The sequence below is a fragment of the Methylomonas rosea genome (assembly GCF_024505055.1).
In the GTDB taxonomy this organism is placed as follows: Bacteria; Pseudomonadota; Gammaproteobacteria; order Methylococcales; family Methylomonadaceae; genus Methylomonas; species Methylomonas rosea.
The window spans coordinates 1-16,971 of the sequence record NZ_JANIBL010000058.1 but is presented as its reverse complement, the minus strand read 5'-3'; the positions used below and the strand labels follow the sequence as shown (position 1 = coordinate 16,971).

13 protein-coding genes are annotated in these 16,971 nt (G+C 54.0%); 6 read left to right on the top strand and 7 right to left on the bottom strand.

Features of this window, described 5'->3' with window-relative positions; all coding sequences use genetic code 11:
• Window positions 1–49: 49 nt before the first annotated feature.
• Entirely contained in the window at window positions 50–829 is a 780-nt protein-coding gene (gene speD / locus NP589_RS16770) for an adenosylmethionine decarboxylase (protein WP_256608027.1), read from the bottom strand.
• A 4-nt stretch (window positions 830–833) separates the two neighbouring features.
• Complete coding sequence (locus tag NP589_RS16765; protein ID WP_064035748.1) at window positions 834–1,253, bottom strand: OsmC family protein; 420 nt, start codon at window positions 1,251–1,253, stop codon at window positions 834–836.
• A 128-nt stretch (window positions 1,254–1,381) separates the two neighbouring features.
• On the opposite strand from NP589_RS16765, the gene crp reads away from it, so the two are divergent.
• Window positions 1,382–2,035 (top strand): cAMP-activated global transcriptional regulator CRP, encoded by a 654-nt coding sequence (crp, locus tag NP589_RS16760; protein ID WP_256608026.1) that lies wholly within the window; start codon window positions 1,382–1,384, stop codon window positions 2,033–2,035.
• Window positions 2,036–2,055: 20 nt separating this feature from the next.
• Here the strand turns inward: crp and NP589_RS16755 are convergent, their stop codons facing one another.
• Both NP589_RS16755 and NP589_RS16750 read right to left on the bottom strand, forming a co-directional pair.
• A complete protein-coding gene (locus NP589_RS16755) occupies window positions 2,056–5,118 on the bottom strand; it encodes an efflux RND transporter permease subunit (RefSeq protein WP_256608025.1) in 3,063 nt (1,020 codons plus the stop codon).
• A complete protein-coding gene (locus tag NP589_RS16750) occupies window positions 5,118–6,104 on the bottom strand; it encodes an efflux RND transporter periplasmic adaptor subunit (protein ID WP_256608024.1) in 987 nt (328 codons plus the stop codon). The genes NP589_RS16755 and NP589_RS16750 overlap by 1 nt, the downstream gene beginning before the upstream one ends.
• Before the next feature lie 322 nt (window positions 6,105–6,426).
• Here NP589_RS16750 and NP589_RS16745 point away from each other — a divergent pair, with 322 nt between their 5' ends.
• The gene (locus NP589_RS16745) at window positions 6,427–7,122 is read left to right on the top strand and encodes a TetR/AcrR family transcriptional regulator (RefSeq protein WP_256608023.1); all 696 of its coding nucleotides are present in this window, start codon (window positions 6,427–6,429) and stop codon (window positions 7,120–7,122) included.
• On the opposite strand, the gene NP589_RS16740 is transcribed toward NP589_RS16745, so the two are convergent.
• On the bottom strand, window positions 7,123–7,908 hold the full coding sequence (locus NP589_RS16740; RefSeq protein WP_256608022.1) for a dienelactone hydrolase family protein: 786 nt from the start codon (window positions 7,906–7,908) through the stop codon (window positions 7,123–7,125). It lies immediately after the preceding gene.
• Window positions 7,909–8,066: 158 nt separating this feature from the next.
• Here NP589_RS16740 and NP589_RS16735 point away from each other — a divergent pair, with 158 nt between their 5' ends.
• The gene (locus NP589_RS16735) at window positions 8,067–9,266 is read left to right on the top strand and encodes an MFS transporter (RefSeq protein ID WP_256608021.1); all 1,200 of its coding nucleotides are present in this window, start codon (window positions 8,067–8,069) and stop codon (window positions 9,264–9,266) included.
• 144 nt (window positions 9,267–9,410) lie between these two features.
• A complete protein-coding gene (locus tag NP589_RS16730; protein ID WP_256608020.1) occupies window positions 9,411–11,651 on the top strand; it encodes a PAS domain S-box protein in 2,241 nt (746 codons plus the stop codon).
• On the opposite strand, the gene NP589_RS16725 is transcribed toward NP589_RS16730, so the two are convergent.
• Entirely contained in the window at window positions 11,648–12,589 is a 942-nt protein-coding gene (locus NP589_RS16725) for a peptidoglycan DD-metalloendopeptidase family protein (RefSeq protein ID WP_256608019.1), read from the bottom strand. The two genes, NP589_RS16730 and NP589_RS16725, sit on opposite strands and share 4 nt — an antisense overlap.
• A gap of 12 nt (window positions 12,590–12,601) precedes the next feature.
• A complete protein-coding gene (bamE, locus tag NP589_RS16720; RefSeq protein WP_020484282.1) occupies window positions 12,602–12,946 on the bottom strand; it encodes an outer membrane protein assembly factor BamE domain-containing protein in 345 nt (114 codons plus the stop codon).
• 110 nt (window positions 12,947–13,056) lie between these two features.
• Between bamE and NP589_RS16715 the strand changes: the two genes are divergently transcribed.
• Both NP589_RS16715 and NP589_RS16710 read left to right on the top strand, forming a co-directional pair.
• Window positions 13,057–14,661 carry a protein adenylyltransferase SelO gene (locus NP589_RS16715; RefSeq protein WP_256608018.1) on the top strand — a complete coding sequence of 535 codons (1,605 nt, stop codon included), beginning with the start codon at window positions 13,057–13,059 and terminating at the stop codon, window positions 14,659–14,661.
• Between the two features lie 112 nt (window positions 14,662–14,773).
• A complete protein-coding gene (locus NP589_RS16710; protein ID WP_256608017.1) occupies window positions 14,774–16,927 on the top strand; it encodes a retention module-containing protein in 2,154 nt (717 codons plus the stop codon).
• The last annotated feature ends 44 nt before the right edge of the window (window positions 16,928–16,971 follow it).

Sequence of the window (16,971 nt, the reverse complement as noted above, 5' to 3'; positions counted from 1 at the left end):
CCCAGCGGCAACTGTTACCGCTGAGGCTGTTGATTGAGCTAGCGTATTCTTAAGAGAAATTCCGGCCGTAAAAAATCTCGGCCATTTCTTCCTGCAGCATGCCTTGAATTTCTTCCTGATCCTCGTCGCTGAAATTACTTTCCTTCTCGAACAAGTAATTTTCCAGTTCGGTCTCTTTCAGCATCATCTTGGTGTGGAAGATGTTTTCCTGATACACATTGACGTCGATCATCTGGTATAGCTCTTTCGTGCTTTCCGCGATGTAGTTCTGGATCGAATTGATTTTATGATCGATGTAATGCTTTTGCCCGGACACGTCGCGGGTAAAGCCGCGCACCCGGTAGTCCATGATCACAATGTCGGACTCAAAGCTGTGAATCAGATAGTTCAACGCTTTCAGCGGTGAGATTTGTCCGCAAGTCGACACGTCGATGTCGGCGCGAAACGTACAAATATCAGTATCCGGATGACTTTCCGGATAGGTGTGCACGGTGATGTGGCTTTTATCCAAATGCGCCAAAATTGTGTCTGGCAAGGGGCCGGGCGACTCTGAGTTCATGCCGGCCGGAATCACCGCACCTTCCGAAATCAACATCGTCACACTGGCGCCTTGTGGATCGTAATCCTGATGGGCGATATTCAAAATTTGCGCGCCGATGATATTGGCCACGTCTTTTAAAATCTGAGTCAAACGCTTGGCGTTATAGGCTTCGTCGATATATTCGATATAGGCTTTTTCCTGCTCCTTGGGCGCATAGCACACATCGTAAATATTAAAACTCAACGACTTGGTCAGGTTGTTAAACCCGTGTAACTGTAATTTGCTCAACCGATCAACCCTCTATAACTTCAAAATCATGACTTATTTCCACACCCGCTTTGCCCAACATAATGGACGCCGAGCAATATTTTTCGGCGGATAATTTCACCGCCCGTTCCACGGCGGCAACCGGCAAATTTTTACCGGTCACCTTGAAATGCAGATGTATTTTGCTAAACACGGCCGGCACGGTATCCACCCGTTCCGCAGTCAATTCGGCAGTGCAATGCACAATCTCGTGGCGGCCTTTTTGCAGAATATCCACTACATCAAACGACGAACAGCCACCCACGCCCATTAATAGCATTTCCATAGGCCGTAGCCCCAGGTTGCGACCCCCGTGGTCTGGCGGCCCATCCATCACTACCGTGTGCCCGCTGCCGGACTCGCCGACGAATAATCTACCGTCGACCCATTTAATCGTTGCCTGCATGACATATCCCAACCAGAATCAAAATTGTCGGGAATTTTACAACGAACCCGTCAAATGTCTTGATTTTTTTGTAAAACTACTGCACCTTGATAGGGTAACCAATCTAGTTCACAGAATTATTACAAATTATGAGCTTCGTTAAACAAAACAAGATTTCTCCATCCGCCCTGGACGCCTTTTTACGCTTCTGCCATGTTAGGAGCTATCCAGCCAAAATCACTATAGTCAGGCCTGGCGATGTCGGCGACAAGTTACTGTTCGTAGTCGACGGTTCGGTCAGCGTCAGCGTCGAAGACGAAGAAGGCCGAGAACTGATCCTGGCCTACTTGAATAAGCACGATTTCGTCGGCGAGATCGGCGTGTTCAAAAACGCCGATACCCGTAGCGTGCTAGTGAAAACCCGGACCAAATGCCAGATGGCGGAAATCGGTTACGAACGCTTCAAAATGCTGTTAAATGCCGACTTGCGCGACCAGGCCGTCGAGATTCTGACCGTTCTGGGAGAACAACTCTCGACGCGTTTGCTGATTACCAGCCGCAAATACCGCGACCTGGCCTTCATGGACGTGGAAGGCCGTATCGCCCGCACGTTGTTGGACCTAGCCAAGGAGCCGGACGCGATTACTCATCCGGACGGCATGCAGTTGCATATCACCCGCCAGGAAATCGGGCGCATCGTCGGTTGTTCACGGGAGATGGCTGGGCGGGTTTTGAAGGAGCTGGAAGACAAGGGCTTAATCACCGCGCACGGTAAAACCATCGTGGTATTCGGCACTCGTTAAAGCCATTTGGCGGGGCGAATTCATTCGCCCTTCGGCATGTTACCGCCCAACTGCTTTACCAGACTTTGCCGAGTGCCATCGACATAGGTAAACACCACCGGCACCACCAGCAGACTTAACAAAGTAGAGCTGATCAAGCCGCCGATCACAGCCACCGCCATCGGCTGACGAAAGCTCGCATCCGCACCCCATCCCAAGGCAATCGGCAACATGCCGGCAATCATTGCCACCGTGGTCATGACAATCGGCCTGGCGCGTTTATGACAGGCATCCAATAAAGCCTCGTGCCGACTTAGACCGTGTTCGCGCATCGCCAGCAACGCATATTCCACCAACAAGATCGAGTTTTTGGTGACAATGCCCATCAACATGATCAAGCCTATCATCGACGGAATATTCAACTCGCCGCCGGTCAGCAACAAGGCGATAAACGCGCCACCCATCGACAAGGGGATCGCGGACAGGATGGTCAAGGGTTGAAAGAAATCTTTGAACAGCAATACCAACACGCAAAACACGCACAGCAAGCCGGTCAGCATCGCCATACCGAAACTGCTAACCAGTTCGGCCATAATTTCCGCGTCGCCGGTACGAATCAATTTAACGCTGGACGGCATATTCGCCACGGCCGGCAAAGTCTTGGCGGCGGCCAGCGCCTCACCCAGGGACATGCCCCCCAATTCGGCGTTGACCGTGACATAGCGGCGCCTGTCGTACCTATCAACCTGCGCCGAGCCGCTAGCCAGCGACAACTCCGCCACGCTGGATAGCGGCACCAGCTTATCACCGGCCCTAACCCTCAGATTGGCCAGTACTTGTAAATCCTGCCGCGCGGCATCGGCTATCCTTACCCGAATCGCGAGTTGGCGGTTATCCAGATTCAGCTTGGCCAGTTGGGCATCGAAATCGCCGCTGGTAGCAATGCGCACCGTTTCACCGATCAGTTCGGCCGTCACGCCTAGTTCAGCAGCACGCTGCCAGTCCGGCCGAATCGCAATTTCCGGGCGTTCCAGACTCGCCGTGGAGCTGATACTGCTCAAAGTACCCACCGTACGCAAATCGCGCTCCAAAGCCTGCGCACTGGCTTTTAAAGCCTCCGCATTCTCGCTGGACAGTATCAAAGACATTTTCTCGCCAGGGCCACCCATACCAATGGAAAAGCGGGCGCCGGGCACTTCGCGCAATACCGTCCGCACCGCCTGTTCAATATGCGATTGATGCGGCCGCTGCCCCCGCTCGCTTAAGGTTAAGGTCAGCGCCCCCTTGCGTTGTTCGCCCGGCCTGGTCACGCCGCCACCGACTATTTGACTGCTGCCGACCGCGGTAAAAATATGCTCGACACCTGCCAGCGGTTGCAGCACGGTTCTCGCCGCTTCGGCCACGCGACCGGCATCGTTTATCGAACTGCCCGGCGGCAACTCGAGTTGCACCGTGGTGTAGCCGCGATCGGCGGGCGGCACGAAGCCCGCCGGAATCAAGGGCAGCAATAAGCAAGCGCCGATAAAAAACAGCGTGGATAGCAGCATCGTGGTCTTGCGATGACATAGTGTCCACCGCACGGCTTTTAAGTAAATTGGCATCAATCTACCATCGACGCTGGCCGGATGATGCCCCTCAGTGAGTAAATAAGCCGCCAGCATCGGCGTCAGCAAGCGCGCTACCAGCAAGGACGCCAGCACCGCGACCACCGCCGTCCAGCCGAATTGTCTAAAAAACAGTCCGGATACGCCGTTCATCAGCGCGGTAGGCATAAACACCACCACCAGCGTCAAGGTGGTGGCGATCACCGCCAGCGCGATTTCATCGACCGCCTCGGCGGCGGCCTGGCGGATGCTCTTGCCCATTCGCACGTGCCGGGCGATGTTTTCGATTTCCACAATCGCGTCGTCCACCAAGATCCCGACCACGATAGCCAAAGCCAACATGGTCAACATGTTCAAGGAAAACCCCAGCCAATGCATCACCGCAAACGTCGGTAGAATCGACAAAGGCAAGGCCGAAGCCGACACCAAAGTCGCCCGCCAATCGCGCAAGAACCACCACACCACCAAGACCGCCAACAGCGCGCCTTCGTAAAGCATCATCATCGAGCCTTCATACTGCTCTTGCGAATACGCTACCGAACCGGAAATCAAGGTAAAGCTCAAGGACGGATCGGCTTCCTGCATCCGCGCCAAGGCCTGTTCCACATCCGCAGCGATGCGGGTTTCGTCAAAACCCTTGGCCCTGTAGATGTTAAAACCGATCAGCGGTTTGCCGTCCAACGCTGCCAATTGCGTGCGTTCGGCAACAGTATCGCGGACCGTGGCGATTTGATCCAACCGCACCTCGCGGCCGCTGGCTATCGCCACCGGCAATGCCGCCAATTCGTTGGCCTGCCGCACCGTAGCCAATGTGCGCACGGATTGCTCCGCCAAGCCCAAATTACCGCGGCCGCCGGAGGACTCCTGCTGCACCTGCTTCAAGGCTCGCGACACATCGGTGGCGGTGACACCCAGCGACGCCAGCCGCACCGGATCGACTTCCAATTGAATTTCGCGTTGTACGCCGCCCAGACGTTCGAAACGACCGACGCCGGCCACGCCCAACATGATTTTGCTGACGTTATCGTCCACCCGCCAGGACAAGGCTTCCTCGTCCAGCTTGGTCGAGGCAATCGCGTAGGTCAAAATCGGTGCTCCGCCCACCGTTACCGCACTGATGCTGGGTTGCAGTACGCTGGTGGGCAAATCCGAGCGCACCCGGTCCACCGCGTCCTTGGTTTCGATCAAGGCATCGGAAAGTTTTTTCTCCAGGATAAATTCGACATTGATTTGCACCAAGCCATCGGTAATCGAGGTGCGGATATGTCTCAAACCGGACAAAGTGGCAATCGAATCCTCGACTTTGCGCGCCACTTCGGTTTCCAGCTGTGCCGGCGCCGCGCCCGGTTGATTAAGCTTAACGATGACGCTGGGTAAATCCAGATCCGGCAAACTCTGTATCGATAACTGTTGTAAGCCGCGCAGCCCGGCCAATGACAGTAAGATAAACAGTAAAATCGATGGGATGGGGTTGCGGATCGACCAAGAGGCAAAACTCATCAATCAACCCTTGCCGTCGGCGCGATGTGCACTAGATCGCCATCATTGAGAAAGCCGGCACCCTCTATCACCACGCGGTCTGTTTCGCTCAAACCTTGCACAATTTCAATTTCCACGCCATACCGACGGCCGGTATCGACCGCCTGTAAACTAACCGGCGAGGTTTCGGCGTCGCTGTGCAGCTTCAGCAGATAGCTACGTCCGTCGCGGATCACCACACCGGCGGCCGGCACAACCAGTGCCGGACGTTGACTTAACTCGATACGGCCATTGGCATACATTCCGGCCCGAGCGTGGCTGCCGGGCAGGATATCGGCGTACATGATGCCCAGCCGCGACTGCTCGTCCAAGGCCGGCGCCAGTTGCCGCACCCTGGCTTGAGCAACGCTGCCGTCCGGCAGATTGAGTTGAATCGCTTGCCCAGCCTGAATTTGCGCGATTTGCCCGGCAGTCAATTCACCGCGCCATTCCAGCCGATTTTGCCGAATCAACCGAAACAACTCTTGCCCGCTGCCTGCCACCGCCCCCAGAGTCGCCATTCGCGCGCTGATCGCACCATCGTCTGGTGCCCGCACCTCGGCATAGCCCAGTTGCAATTGTTTGGCTGCCAGCTGGGCCTTGATCGCATCGACCTGCGTGCGGGAGGTTTCCGCTTCGGTTTCGTAACGCAACAACTCCTGTTGACTCAGCGTCGCAGCGTTTTTTAGTTTCAGCACGCGCTGTTTGTTGGTTTCGGCTTGGACGGCGGTGGCCTGAGCCTGAGCCAGATTAGCTTTCAATTGCGCCAAATCGGCACGCAGCATATCGGCATCGAAGCGGGCCAGTAGTTGACCGCGTTTTACCTGGTCGCCGACATTGACATTGACTTCGATTAACCGTAATCCGGTCTGCTGGGCGCCGATGACAGCCTCTTGCCAGGCGGCTATCGCCCCGGAAGCTTCTATGGTCGTCGGCCATTGCCGCCATTGCGGCGATGCCCGTGTCACAGTTAGCGCCGGCGCCGCTTTCCCCAAAGCGGAAGCGTCTGGACTTTCCGGCCTTAACAACCAAACTATAAGCGCAGCAAAGCATGCCAGTAAGGTAAAAATCCCGATAAGCAATGAGCCGCGAACCATACCGCGCTGGGAACGAGGGTTATAAAAGCTAATAGAACGCGTTAGGTGTGTCATCATGACGAAAAATCTCGGCAAACATTACTCAGCTCCAAGTCTATACGACAATTTAAAACTGAACCATCGGGTTTAGAATAAGCCAAACAATGGCCTATCGCTCGAAACTCAGCCGACACGTTTGAATAAGAGAGGTTCCATGAGAAAGAAAAGCGGAGAACGTTGCCAAGCCATTCTGGATGCGGCCAAAACCATGTTTGAAAAAGTCGGTTTCGAACAAGCAACCATGGCGGAAATCGCCGCGACAGCCGGCCACTCCAAGGCCACGCTGTACAACTATTTCAGCTCCAAGGAACAGCTGTTCCTGGAATTGGCGCGCCGTTCCGCTGATCGGCATAGCGAGCAATTATTTTCGCTGCTGATGCCAAACTGCGGCAGCGCGTCGCTTGACACGCTGCCTGATCAGGTCTACCAGGTCCTGGCGCTATTACAACCTTCCGACGACTTGACGGCAACCTTGCAGCGTTTCGGCGAAGGCGTGATGAGTAATTTTCTGAGCTTGAAAAGCTTGGCGGCCCGGCGCATGTTGATCGCCGCAGCCGCCAATCAGCCGGAAGCCGGCCGCCTGTTTTTCGAAAACGGCCCCGCCAAAGGCATGCAATTTACCGCGCAATTTTTCGAACAAGCGATGAATGCCGGCCAGTTGCGGCGTGCCGACCCCAATGTGGCGGCCGCGCATTTTCGCGGCCTGCTGGAATCGGAAGTGTACGAATCGGGCTTGTTCAACGCCCGCCGAGAATTGAAACCCAAAGAAGTTAAAGCGACAGTCGAACGCGCCGTCAGCGTGTTTATCAAAGCCTATGCGCCGACGGCCGCCGATTTGAATCAAGATTAGCTATTGCTTGAAAACTTCGCGAAACAGCTGCTGCATGGCTTCCCACGATTGTTTATCCGCGTCGGCATCGTAAGCGATAGGTAGATTGTTGGCTTTGCCCAATCTATCGGCATCGGGATTACTAAAGCCGTGACGCACGCCGGGATAGTTGACAAATCGATAGTCCACACCGGCTTGGGTCATTTCTTGTTCAAAAGCCGTAACGCTATCGGCGCTGACGAATTCGTCGGCCGCGCCGTTCAACACCAATACCCGCGCCTTCACTTGCCCGGCCCGCGCCGGGGTTTGCGTTGCCAGATTACCGTGAAAACTTACCACCACCGCCAGATCGGTACCCAGGCGCGCCATATTCAATACTGTCGCGCCGCCAAAGCAATAGCCTATCGCCGCAATCTTGCCCTTATCAACGCTGGCTTGTTTTTGTAAAAAGGCCAAAGCCGCCGTAAAACGCAGTTGCGAAACGCCGGCCCGCTCCACTACACTGTTCATGAATGCCGATGCCTCGGCGGCATGCTCGCTGGATTTGCCGTCGCCGTACATATCGACCGCCAGCGCGGTATAACCCAGCTCCGCCAACATTTTCGCGCGCTGCCGGGCATAGTCGTTCAAGCCCCACCATTCGTGAACCACCAACACGCCGGGCTGTTTGTCGCCCTTGGCGTCGTCCCATACCAGATAGCCCTTTAGCGTGGTATCGCCGGCGGTATAACTGACGGTTTGCTCCTGCAATGCCGCTTGCAAACCGGAACTGAACAATAAAGCCAAAAAGAATAAACCGCGCATCATGAAAACCTCCCGTTCAAAAAATGGCCTTACGTTTACATCGCTAACGGGCATTGTCAATCTCTCTGACCTTAAGACGATAAAATTCCACCTTAGCGGTGTGTTTTACAGCAAACTAGACGCTGTGATTTTCTTTAAACGAACAGCAAAACAGAGCCTCCATGACGCACTCCGGCGCAAAACCTATCTGGCGACAAATCCCCAAAAGTGTTTGGGCATTGGGCTTTGTCAGTATGTTGATGGATATTTCCTCGGAAATGATCCACAGCCTGCTGCCGATATTCATGCTCACCACCTTGCATGCCAGCAGTTTGAGCATAGGTTTAATCGAAGGCGCCGCGGAAGCGACCGCGCTGATCGTGAAGGTGTTTTCCGGCGTGCTCAGCGATTATCTGGGCAAGCGCAAAAGCCTAGCCTTGATCGGCTATAGCCTGGGAGCCTTGACCAAACCCTTGTTTGCCATCGCCGGCAGCAACGGCATGGTCCTGACCGCGCGCTTGCTGGACCGGGTCGGCAAGGGCATACGCGGTGCCCCACGCGACGCGCTGGTAGCCGACATCACCCCGCCGGAAATTCGCGGTGCAGCTTTCGGCTTACGGCAATCATTGGACACGGTTGGCTCTTTTCTGGGGCCATTGCTGGCGGTGGCACTAATGCTGCTTTGGGCTAATGATTTTCGGGCGGTATTTTGGGTGGCGGTGATCCCCGGCGTTTTGTCGGTCATGATGTTGCTGTTTGGCGTGCAAGAACCCAAGCATTTACGGCGGGCGCAACACGGTAATCCGATTAAGCGCGCCAATCTGCGGCGCTTACATGCCGGCTATTGGCGCGTGGTGACTATCGGCGCGGTATTCACGCTGGCGCGTTTCAGCGAGGCATTTTTGGTATTGCGTGCGCAACAAAGCGCCATTCCGATTGCACTGTTGCCCTTGGCGATGGTGGCGATGAACATCGTTTATTCGGCCACGGCCTATCCGTTCGGCCGCCTGTCCGACAGCGTATCTCATCGCAAATTACTGGGCTGGGGACTGGTCGTACTGATCGCTGCGGACCTGGTGCTGGCCAGTAGCGCCGATTGGCGAATCGTGCTGGCCGGCGTGGGACTCTGGGGGGTACACATGGGCATGACTCAAGGCTTGCTGGCAAAAATGGTCGCGGACACGTCGCCCGCCGATCTGCGCGGCACCGCTTACGGTTTTTTCAATTTGGTGGGCGGCATCGCCATGCTGTTGGCCAGCGTCATGGCGGGTTTACTGTGGGATAGCTACGGCGCCGAGTTTACGTTTTATGCGGGTGCCGGATTTTGTTTAATTGCCGTATTCATCCTCGTCGCTCATCGCCGAGGTAGTACAGATCATTGATTGTTTATTTACGCAGCCATAGACAAAAAAAAGGAAAAATTCCTGAAAAATTTTGAAACTTACCTACAAACATGTAAGCTTTAGCGTACAAAACATCTCGTAAATGGCCGAGCGTTTCTACCGCACAAGTACTTAAAGCCTAGTTTGAAATATATTCTTCTCAGCCGTTTACAGCGTATCAATAAATACCAGCTTTGGCTTATTTCGGTTTTTCTGGCTACCGCACTTACAGAGTCCATCGTCGCGATGATGGATTTGCTGCTCAAAGGCGAAATCAGTGTCGACTATCTACTCACCGGCTTAGTCGCTTCGCTGCTTGTGGCCTCGTTGATCTCCGCGATGATCATTGTTTTTTTAGATCAACTGAGCAGCTTGAACGACGATAATATCCAGTTGAGTGCTATTGTCACCGCACTGCCCATTCCGCTGGCGCTATTCGACGACAAGCGCCATCTGCAAATGCTGAATCCGGAATTTACCAAGGTCTTCGGCTACCAGCTCCGAGATATTCCCAACCTATCCGAATGGCAGCAGCGAGCCTTCCCTGACCCGGCCTATCGCGAAATAATTAACGCAGAATGGCAAAAACGCTTTGAAAATTACGACCTTGAATTTCAGCCCCTAGAAATCAAAATCCGTTGCAAAAACGGTCTGAACAAACACGTACTGGCTACCGCCACGCTAATAGGCGGGGCCAAGCATAAAATGCAATTGGTCTTGCTCTACGATATTTCCAAACGCATCGAAGCGATGAACGCGCTCGCCGAATCGCGTAGCCTGCTGCAATCGGTGATCGAAACCATACCCATGCGGGTATTTTGGAAAGACCTGCAATCGCGCTATCTCGGTTGCAACTCGCAGTTCGCTCGAGATGGCGGCTTAACTGGCGCCGAAGACATCCTCGGCAAAGTCGATCAGCAAATGTCCTGGCATGATCAGGCGGAGCTCTACCGCGCCGATGACCGTCTGGTAATGCAATCCAATGTGCCTAAGCTGGCGTACGAAGAGCCGCAAACCACTCCCGATGGCCGGGAGATTCTGCTGCGAACTTCCAAAGCGCCGCTACGGAACAGTCGGGGCGAAACGATCGGGGTATTGGGGGTATACGACGACATCACCGAGCTAAAGAAAATCGAAAACGAGTTGTGGCTGACCAAAACCATGGTCGATAAATGCAAAACTGCTTTCTTCTGTCTTGATCCACTGGGCATGGTGACGTATGTCAACGATTACGCTTGCCAGTCCTTAGGTTATTCTCGGGACGAATTGGTGGGTATGACCCCGTTGGAATTCGATCCGGACTTTCCGGCCAGTGGCTGGTCAAGCATTTGGGGGCGTTTGCGCGATTGCGAAATCCTCAGCCACGAAAGCCGGCACCGGCGTAAGGACGGTACGATTTTCCCGGTCGAGCTCACCTGTCACTATATCGCTCACAATGGCTTGGAGCTGAGTTTTACCTTTGCGCAAAACATCAGCGAACGCAAGCGCCTGGACACCGAACTGCGGATTGCCGCAACCGCTTTCGAATCGCAGGAGGGCATGATGATTACTGATGCCGATGCCGTGATTTTAAAGGTGAATAAATCGTTTACCGAGATTACCGGCTACTCCAGCGAAGAAGCCATCGGTCAAAAAATGAATTTGCTCAATTCCGGCATTCACGACGCGCTGTTTTTTGCGGAGATGTGGCAATCGATCGACAGCAAGGGCGTCTGGCAAGGCGAAATCTGGAATCGGCGCAAGAACGGCAATATATTTCCGGAATGGCTCACCATCAGTGCAGTGAAAGGCGCGGACGACAAAATCACCCATTATGTCGGCACGATGATGGACATAACGGCGCGCAAAGCCATAGAGCAACACATTCATCACCTCGCCCACTATGATGCGCTGACCGACCTGCCCAATCGCACCTTGCTGATCGACCGCCTGCATCAGGCCATCGCTCAGGCTAGACGCGAACACAACTTGCTGGCCTTGCTCTATCTGGATCTGGATAAATTCAAGCCCGTCAACGACAGCTTCGGCCACGATGTCGGCGACCTTTTATTGAAGGAAGTCGCGAATCGCCTGGAAGCGTGCGTGAGGCGCGAAACGGATACCGTGTCACGCTTGGGCGGCGACGAGTTTGTGATTTTGCTCGGTCAATTGGACAGGCAAACAGCAGCAGGATTAGTAGCGGAAAACATCTTGGCTAGTTTAAATGTGCCGTTTTTGATTCAACAACACACGCTGGATATTTCTTCCAGCGTAGGTATTGCCGTTTATCCCGATGACGGCCTGGAGGCGAATACCCTGATGAAAAACGCCGATAATGCCATGTACCAAGCCAAATGCGCCGGTCGCGGCTGTTTCCGGTTTTTTAGATCCGTAGCCAATGGCTAATTGCCGATGGCAGACGCGGGTCCGAACAACCAAAGGCCGAGCCTTGGCTCCACTGCCAGCCCCTCCGCGTCGGCGAATTGAAACGGCACGGAAATCAGTTCCATGCCGCGATTGATTTGCACCGCAAAATGCAAATGCGGCCCGGTCGTCAACCCGGTATTGCCGGAGTAGCCGATCAACTGCCCGGTTGCCACCCGCACTCCCGGATTGACTTGGGCCTTTTCCAGAGCCAGGTGCGCATAAACCGCCATGGAACCGTCCTCATGCAGAATCCTGATGCTGTTGGCCTTACCGGCATAAGCCTGGCTAGTGCCATTGCCGGTGAAATCGTTTTCCACTTCCAGCACGATACCCGCGCGAGCCGCGTAAATCGGCGTATCAACCGGCATCATGATATCTACCGCATAACGATTTTGTTGATCGTGATGACTGTAAGGACCGTTAAAGGCTTGGGTAATTTGAAACTGCGCGCCGGCCGGCAAGGGTGGCTTATAAAGTGTCTGACTAACATAGCCCGGTAACGGCCGCCCAACCACATAGCTGTATTGCAGATTGACGCTATAAGACCCGGCACGCTCGTTGGGAATAAGCGAAAACAAGCTGCCGGACTGCCCGGATTCGACGACAAAGCGGCGCGGCAAATCCGGATTGGCACTGACATTTTCCCGCTCACGCCAATCGACAGCCAGTTCGATGGGCCCAGGATACGCGTTCAGCGCAAAAAAACTCGGTTGCAAACCATCGGCGGTTTTTTCCAGCCAAACGCGTTTCGGACTGGTGGCTTTTAATTGCCTGACTTCTACCGGCTGATTCGACGCGGGGGCCTGATCGGTAAAATACCAGTTGCCCTCGGCATCCTGATATTTATAAAGCTTTTTTGCTACGCCGCTACTGGACGCCAGTAACAGCGAAATCGCTAAAATGCCGCGGGCAAACACCGGCCACCGCGATTATTTGCGGGTAGAGCTAAAGGTGTAAGACCGCACCACACCTTGCGCATCGAAGCGAATCAGCAAATCCTGAGAGTCGTTGCCGCCGAACAAAGCATATTTGTAGATCCCGTAAGTCCAGGTAGGCTTACCATCTTCCATGCCGGTGCGCCAAGGCGTACCGAACATTTCGGTAATATCTTGCTTACGGGTTTGGCCGACCTTGATTTCCGGTACTCTGACGGGAGAAAACTCTTGACCAACAGTAAAGCAACCGGTCAATTGCGTAGTCGCAAGGCTGGCAACTAACAGAAGTGAACTAAAGCCAAAAGCGCGTGGTCCGCGTTTTGCAAGAAAATTCTTCATTTGTATTCCCTGATTGAAAAGTTGATTGATATAAACTAGCTGTTAGTGGCTTATCTTAGCCGGTTCCAGCCGCGATTCGAAAATTTTTTAGCCACCGATAAGATGTCATCATGCCTACCGAAAACCACAATTCAGCCCTCGATAATCTGAACTTCGACAATCGTTTTATTCGCGAGTTGCCTAGTGATCCGGAACCGGACAATTTTCGGCGCCAGGTTTATGCAGCCTGTTATTCCCGGGCAAACCCGACACCGGCGCAGCAGCCCAGGCTGGTCGCTTATTCCAGGGAGGTCGCGGAGGATTTGGGCATATCTGTGCAGACCTGCGAATCAGAGGACTTTGCGCAGGTGTTCGCCGGCAGCCGGCTGGCAAAAGGTATGGACGCTTATGCGATGTGTTACGGCGGCCATCAATTCGGCCATTGGGCCGGCCAGCTTGGCGATGGCCGGGCCATAAACTTGGGCGAGGTCGTCAATCAGCGTAACCAACGTTATACCTTGCAACTGAAAGGTGCCGGCGTGACACCCTACTCACGTAGCGCCGACGGCCTGGCGGTACTGCGTTCGTCAATACGTGAATTTTTGTGCAGCGAAGCGATGCATCATCTCGGCGTACCGACTACCCGCGCCTTGAGTGTAATCCTGACCGGTAAGCAAGTGGTGCGCGACATGTTTTACGATGGTAATCCGCAAATGGAACCCGGCGCGGTGGTATGCAGGGTGGCGCAGTCGTTTACCCGCTTCGGCAGTTTTCAAATATTCACCGCGCGCGATGACATCGATTCGCTGAAAAAACTGGTGGATTACACCATCCGTACCGATTTTCCGGAACTGGGCGAACCTTCAGTTCCTGTCTACCTGGACTGGTTCAAACAAGTGTGCCGCAAGACCGCCGAAATGGTCGTGCACTGGCAACGCGTAGGCTTCGTGCATGGGGTGATGAACACCGACAATATGTCGATTTTGGGTTTAACCATAGATTACGGTCCTTACGGCTGGCTGGAAAATTACGATCCGGACTGGACACCCAACACCACCGATGCTCAGGGCCGGCGCTACCGGTTCGGCAATCAGGCGAAAATCGCCTATTGGAATTTGGTACAACTCGCCAACGCGTTGTATCCCTTGATTATGCGTGCCGAAAGTTTGCAACAAGCCTTATTGGCTTACACCGAAACCTTCGACGTCGGCTGGCAGGCGATGATGGCAGCCAAGCTGGGTTTAACATCATTCGAGCCCAGCGAAGATCAGGCCTTGGTCGATGAGTTAACGCAGCTAATGCAAGCCGCTGAAACCGATATGACCTTGTTTTATCGGCAACTGGCCGATGTCGATGTAAGCGCGGAATCCAATTCGCCGGCGCAATTTTTAGCGCTGTTGCAGGGCACCAGCTACGAGCCATTAACCGACGAAATCATGGAGCAAGCTACCCGCTGGTTCGCAATCTACCGCCTGCGCAGCCAACGCGATGGCCGACCACCGCTGGAACGCAGTGCAGCGATGAACGCGGTCAATCCCAAATACGTATTACGTAACTATCTGGCGCAATTGGCAATCGACCAGGCCGAACAAGGCGATTTTTCGTTAGTTGGGGAATTGCTCGAAGTGCTGCGTCAGCCTTACGTCGAACAACCGGATAAACAGGGTTTTGCCGCCAAACGCCCAGACTGGGCGAAGCAACGCGCCGGCTGTTCCATGCTGTCTTGCAGCTCTTAATGGCTCCTGTCTGCAAATTTCCAACCAAGGCACTATGTCAACTTGTTGAAATTAGCTTATTATTCGGTCACTAAATCGCGTTATTTATTTGGAATAATCTCCGGAGCAGAGCATGGCCCAAGAAATCGGCATCGTTAAAATCGCAACTGGCACCGTTACCGCCATTGCCGCCGACGGCAGTAAACGAATTTTGCAGGTGGGCGACCGCGTTTACCCAACCGATATCTTGACCACTGCCGATGGCAGCACGGTGATGATACAACTTGCCAACGGCTCCTTCGTTGACATGGGCGGCAATGACAGCATGCCACTGAGCGCCGCTTTACTGGAACAGGGCGAGCCCGCTCAGACCGGGCAAAACCCGCAACCACAAGGACTAAGCGCAGAGGAAATCCAAGCCGCCTTACTGGCCGGCGCCGATCCAACCGCAATAGCCGAAGCTACCGCCGCCGGCGGAGCACCAGGGGCCGGAGGCGCACCGGGGGCAGGTAACGAAGGCCATGTGCCGGTTACTGTCGAATATCTCAATCCGGTAGCACCCGTCACCAATGGTTTCGATACCACGGGTCCTGAGGTGGCATTTCCGCCTATTGTGCAGGAAGTTTTGATATTGAATCCGGACCAAGCCGCTGTTATCTCCGGCAACCTGCCGCCTATCGCAGGCAATGACAGCGTCACAGGTTTAACCCCCGGCAGCAGCGTTACGATCGATGTACTAGACAATGACAACGACCCCGACGGCACGCTAAATCCCGCCAGCGTGCAGATCGTCGGCAGCACTGGCCCCGGTCAACCTTTAGCGGTGCAGGGCCAGGGCATTTGGACTGTCAATATCACTACTGGCGCCATTACGTTTACGCCAACGCCTGGCTTTACCGGCAATCCAACCCCTATTACCTATACTGTTGCGGATAATTTGGGCTTGGTGTCCAATCCCGCTCAGGTGAGCATAGATTACGTACCTACTGTCACTGTCAGCGATGTCATCGTGGACGAAAGTGGCACTAGCTTACCCCCTGCCGACACCGGCACGCTGCGTATTAATGGTCAAGCACCAACATCGGTTGTCTTATCGGCCAGCGGGGCAACGTGGGACGCAGCTACGCAAACCCTGACTGCCAACGACGGCTCTTATCAAGTAGTTGTGAACAATGACAGCTACACCTTTACCTTGCTGAATGCTTTGCCCCACGTAAACACGGCCGCCCCGGAGTCACCGGCTATTGGCTTTACATTTTCGGCGACGTTAACCGATCAGAATGGCAGCGTTGCCAATACTACGTTTACCGCTAGCGTTTTTGATGATGGACCCGTCGTGATTAACAGTAACGGAAATTTACAAGATGTCGCTGGTCAAACATTGACCGGCTTGATCGATTACGATTTGGGTTTTGACGGCTTTGGAAGTTCCGGAGGCGTGACCTTGATTAACAACAATGGCACGTTAATGTCCCGAGCGGACGGTATTTCTTACCTGATTCTCGACAGCAACGGCGATAATTTGCAAGAGCTTTATGCTTTTGTCGATAACGGCGCTTTAACGACTACATTTGCCGACCTCGGTGCCGACCGCATGGTGTTTTCGCTGTTGCCTACAGTGGACGGTGCCGTGGATGGGGCATATAAACTGGTATTACACGACGTGCTGGATATGCCTGCTGCATCTCCAACTAACTTGGCTTTCACCAATGCCACGAAGGACCCTATCAGCGGAAAAGTTGCTGTAGGAAACTCGCTGCTTGTGGAAGGCAGCGACCTGGCGATCAATCAGAACCATATCGGCGTTAACAACGATAGCGTATTGGATCGAGGAGAAGTGATCACCTATAAATTTGGCACAGTTAACAACTACGACATCACCACCAGGGAATTAGTAAACTCGGTACAACTCAATGAAACCGATATTGGAAGCGGTGCGGACGGCTTCAGGTGGACCGCTTATAGGAGCGGAGTCGAAGTAGCCAGCAGAACCATTAACTTTGTCGCACCTGCAGGCGGTGGCTACGCACCGGCTATCAACGTCAGCGGCGGTTACGACGAGTTGAAGATACAGGTTACTGCCGGTAAATTCGCAGTCAGCGGTCTTCAATACACCAGCTTATCCAATCCACAAAGCTTGCAATTAAACTTTGGCTTTAACGCGACGGACGGCGACGGCGATAGCACCGGCACGGGTTCTTTTACTGTAGATACCGGCGTATTGCTGAACACCGGCATTAGCAGCGTATTACCGGATTTACAGCATCCAGATAGCGTTGTTCATTAAACGCAAACGTACATGCCATAAAAAAGCCGGCTTCTGCCGGCTTT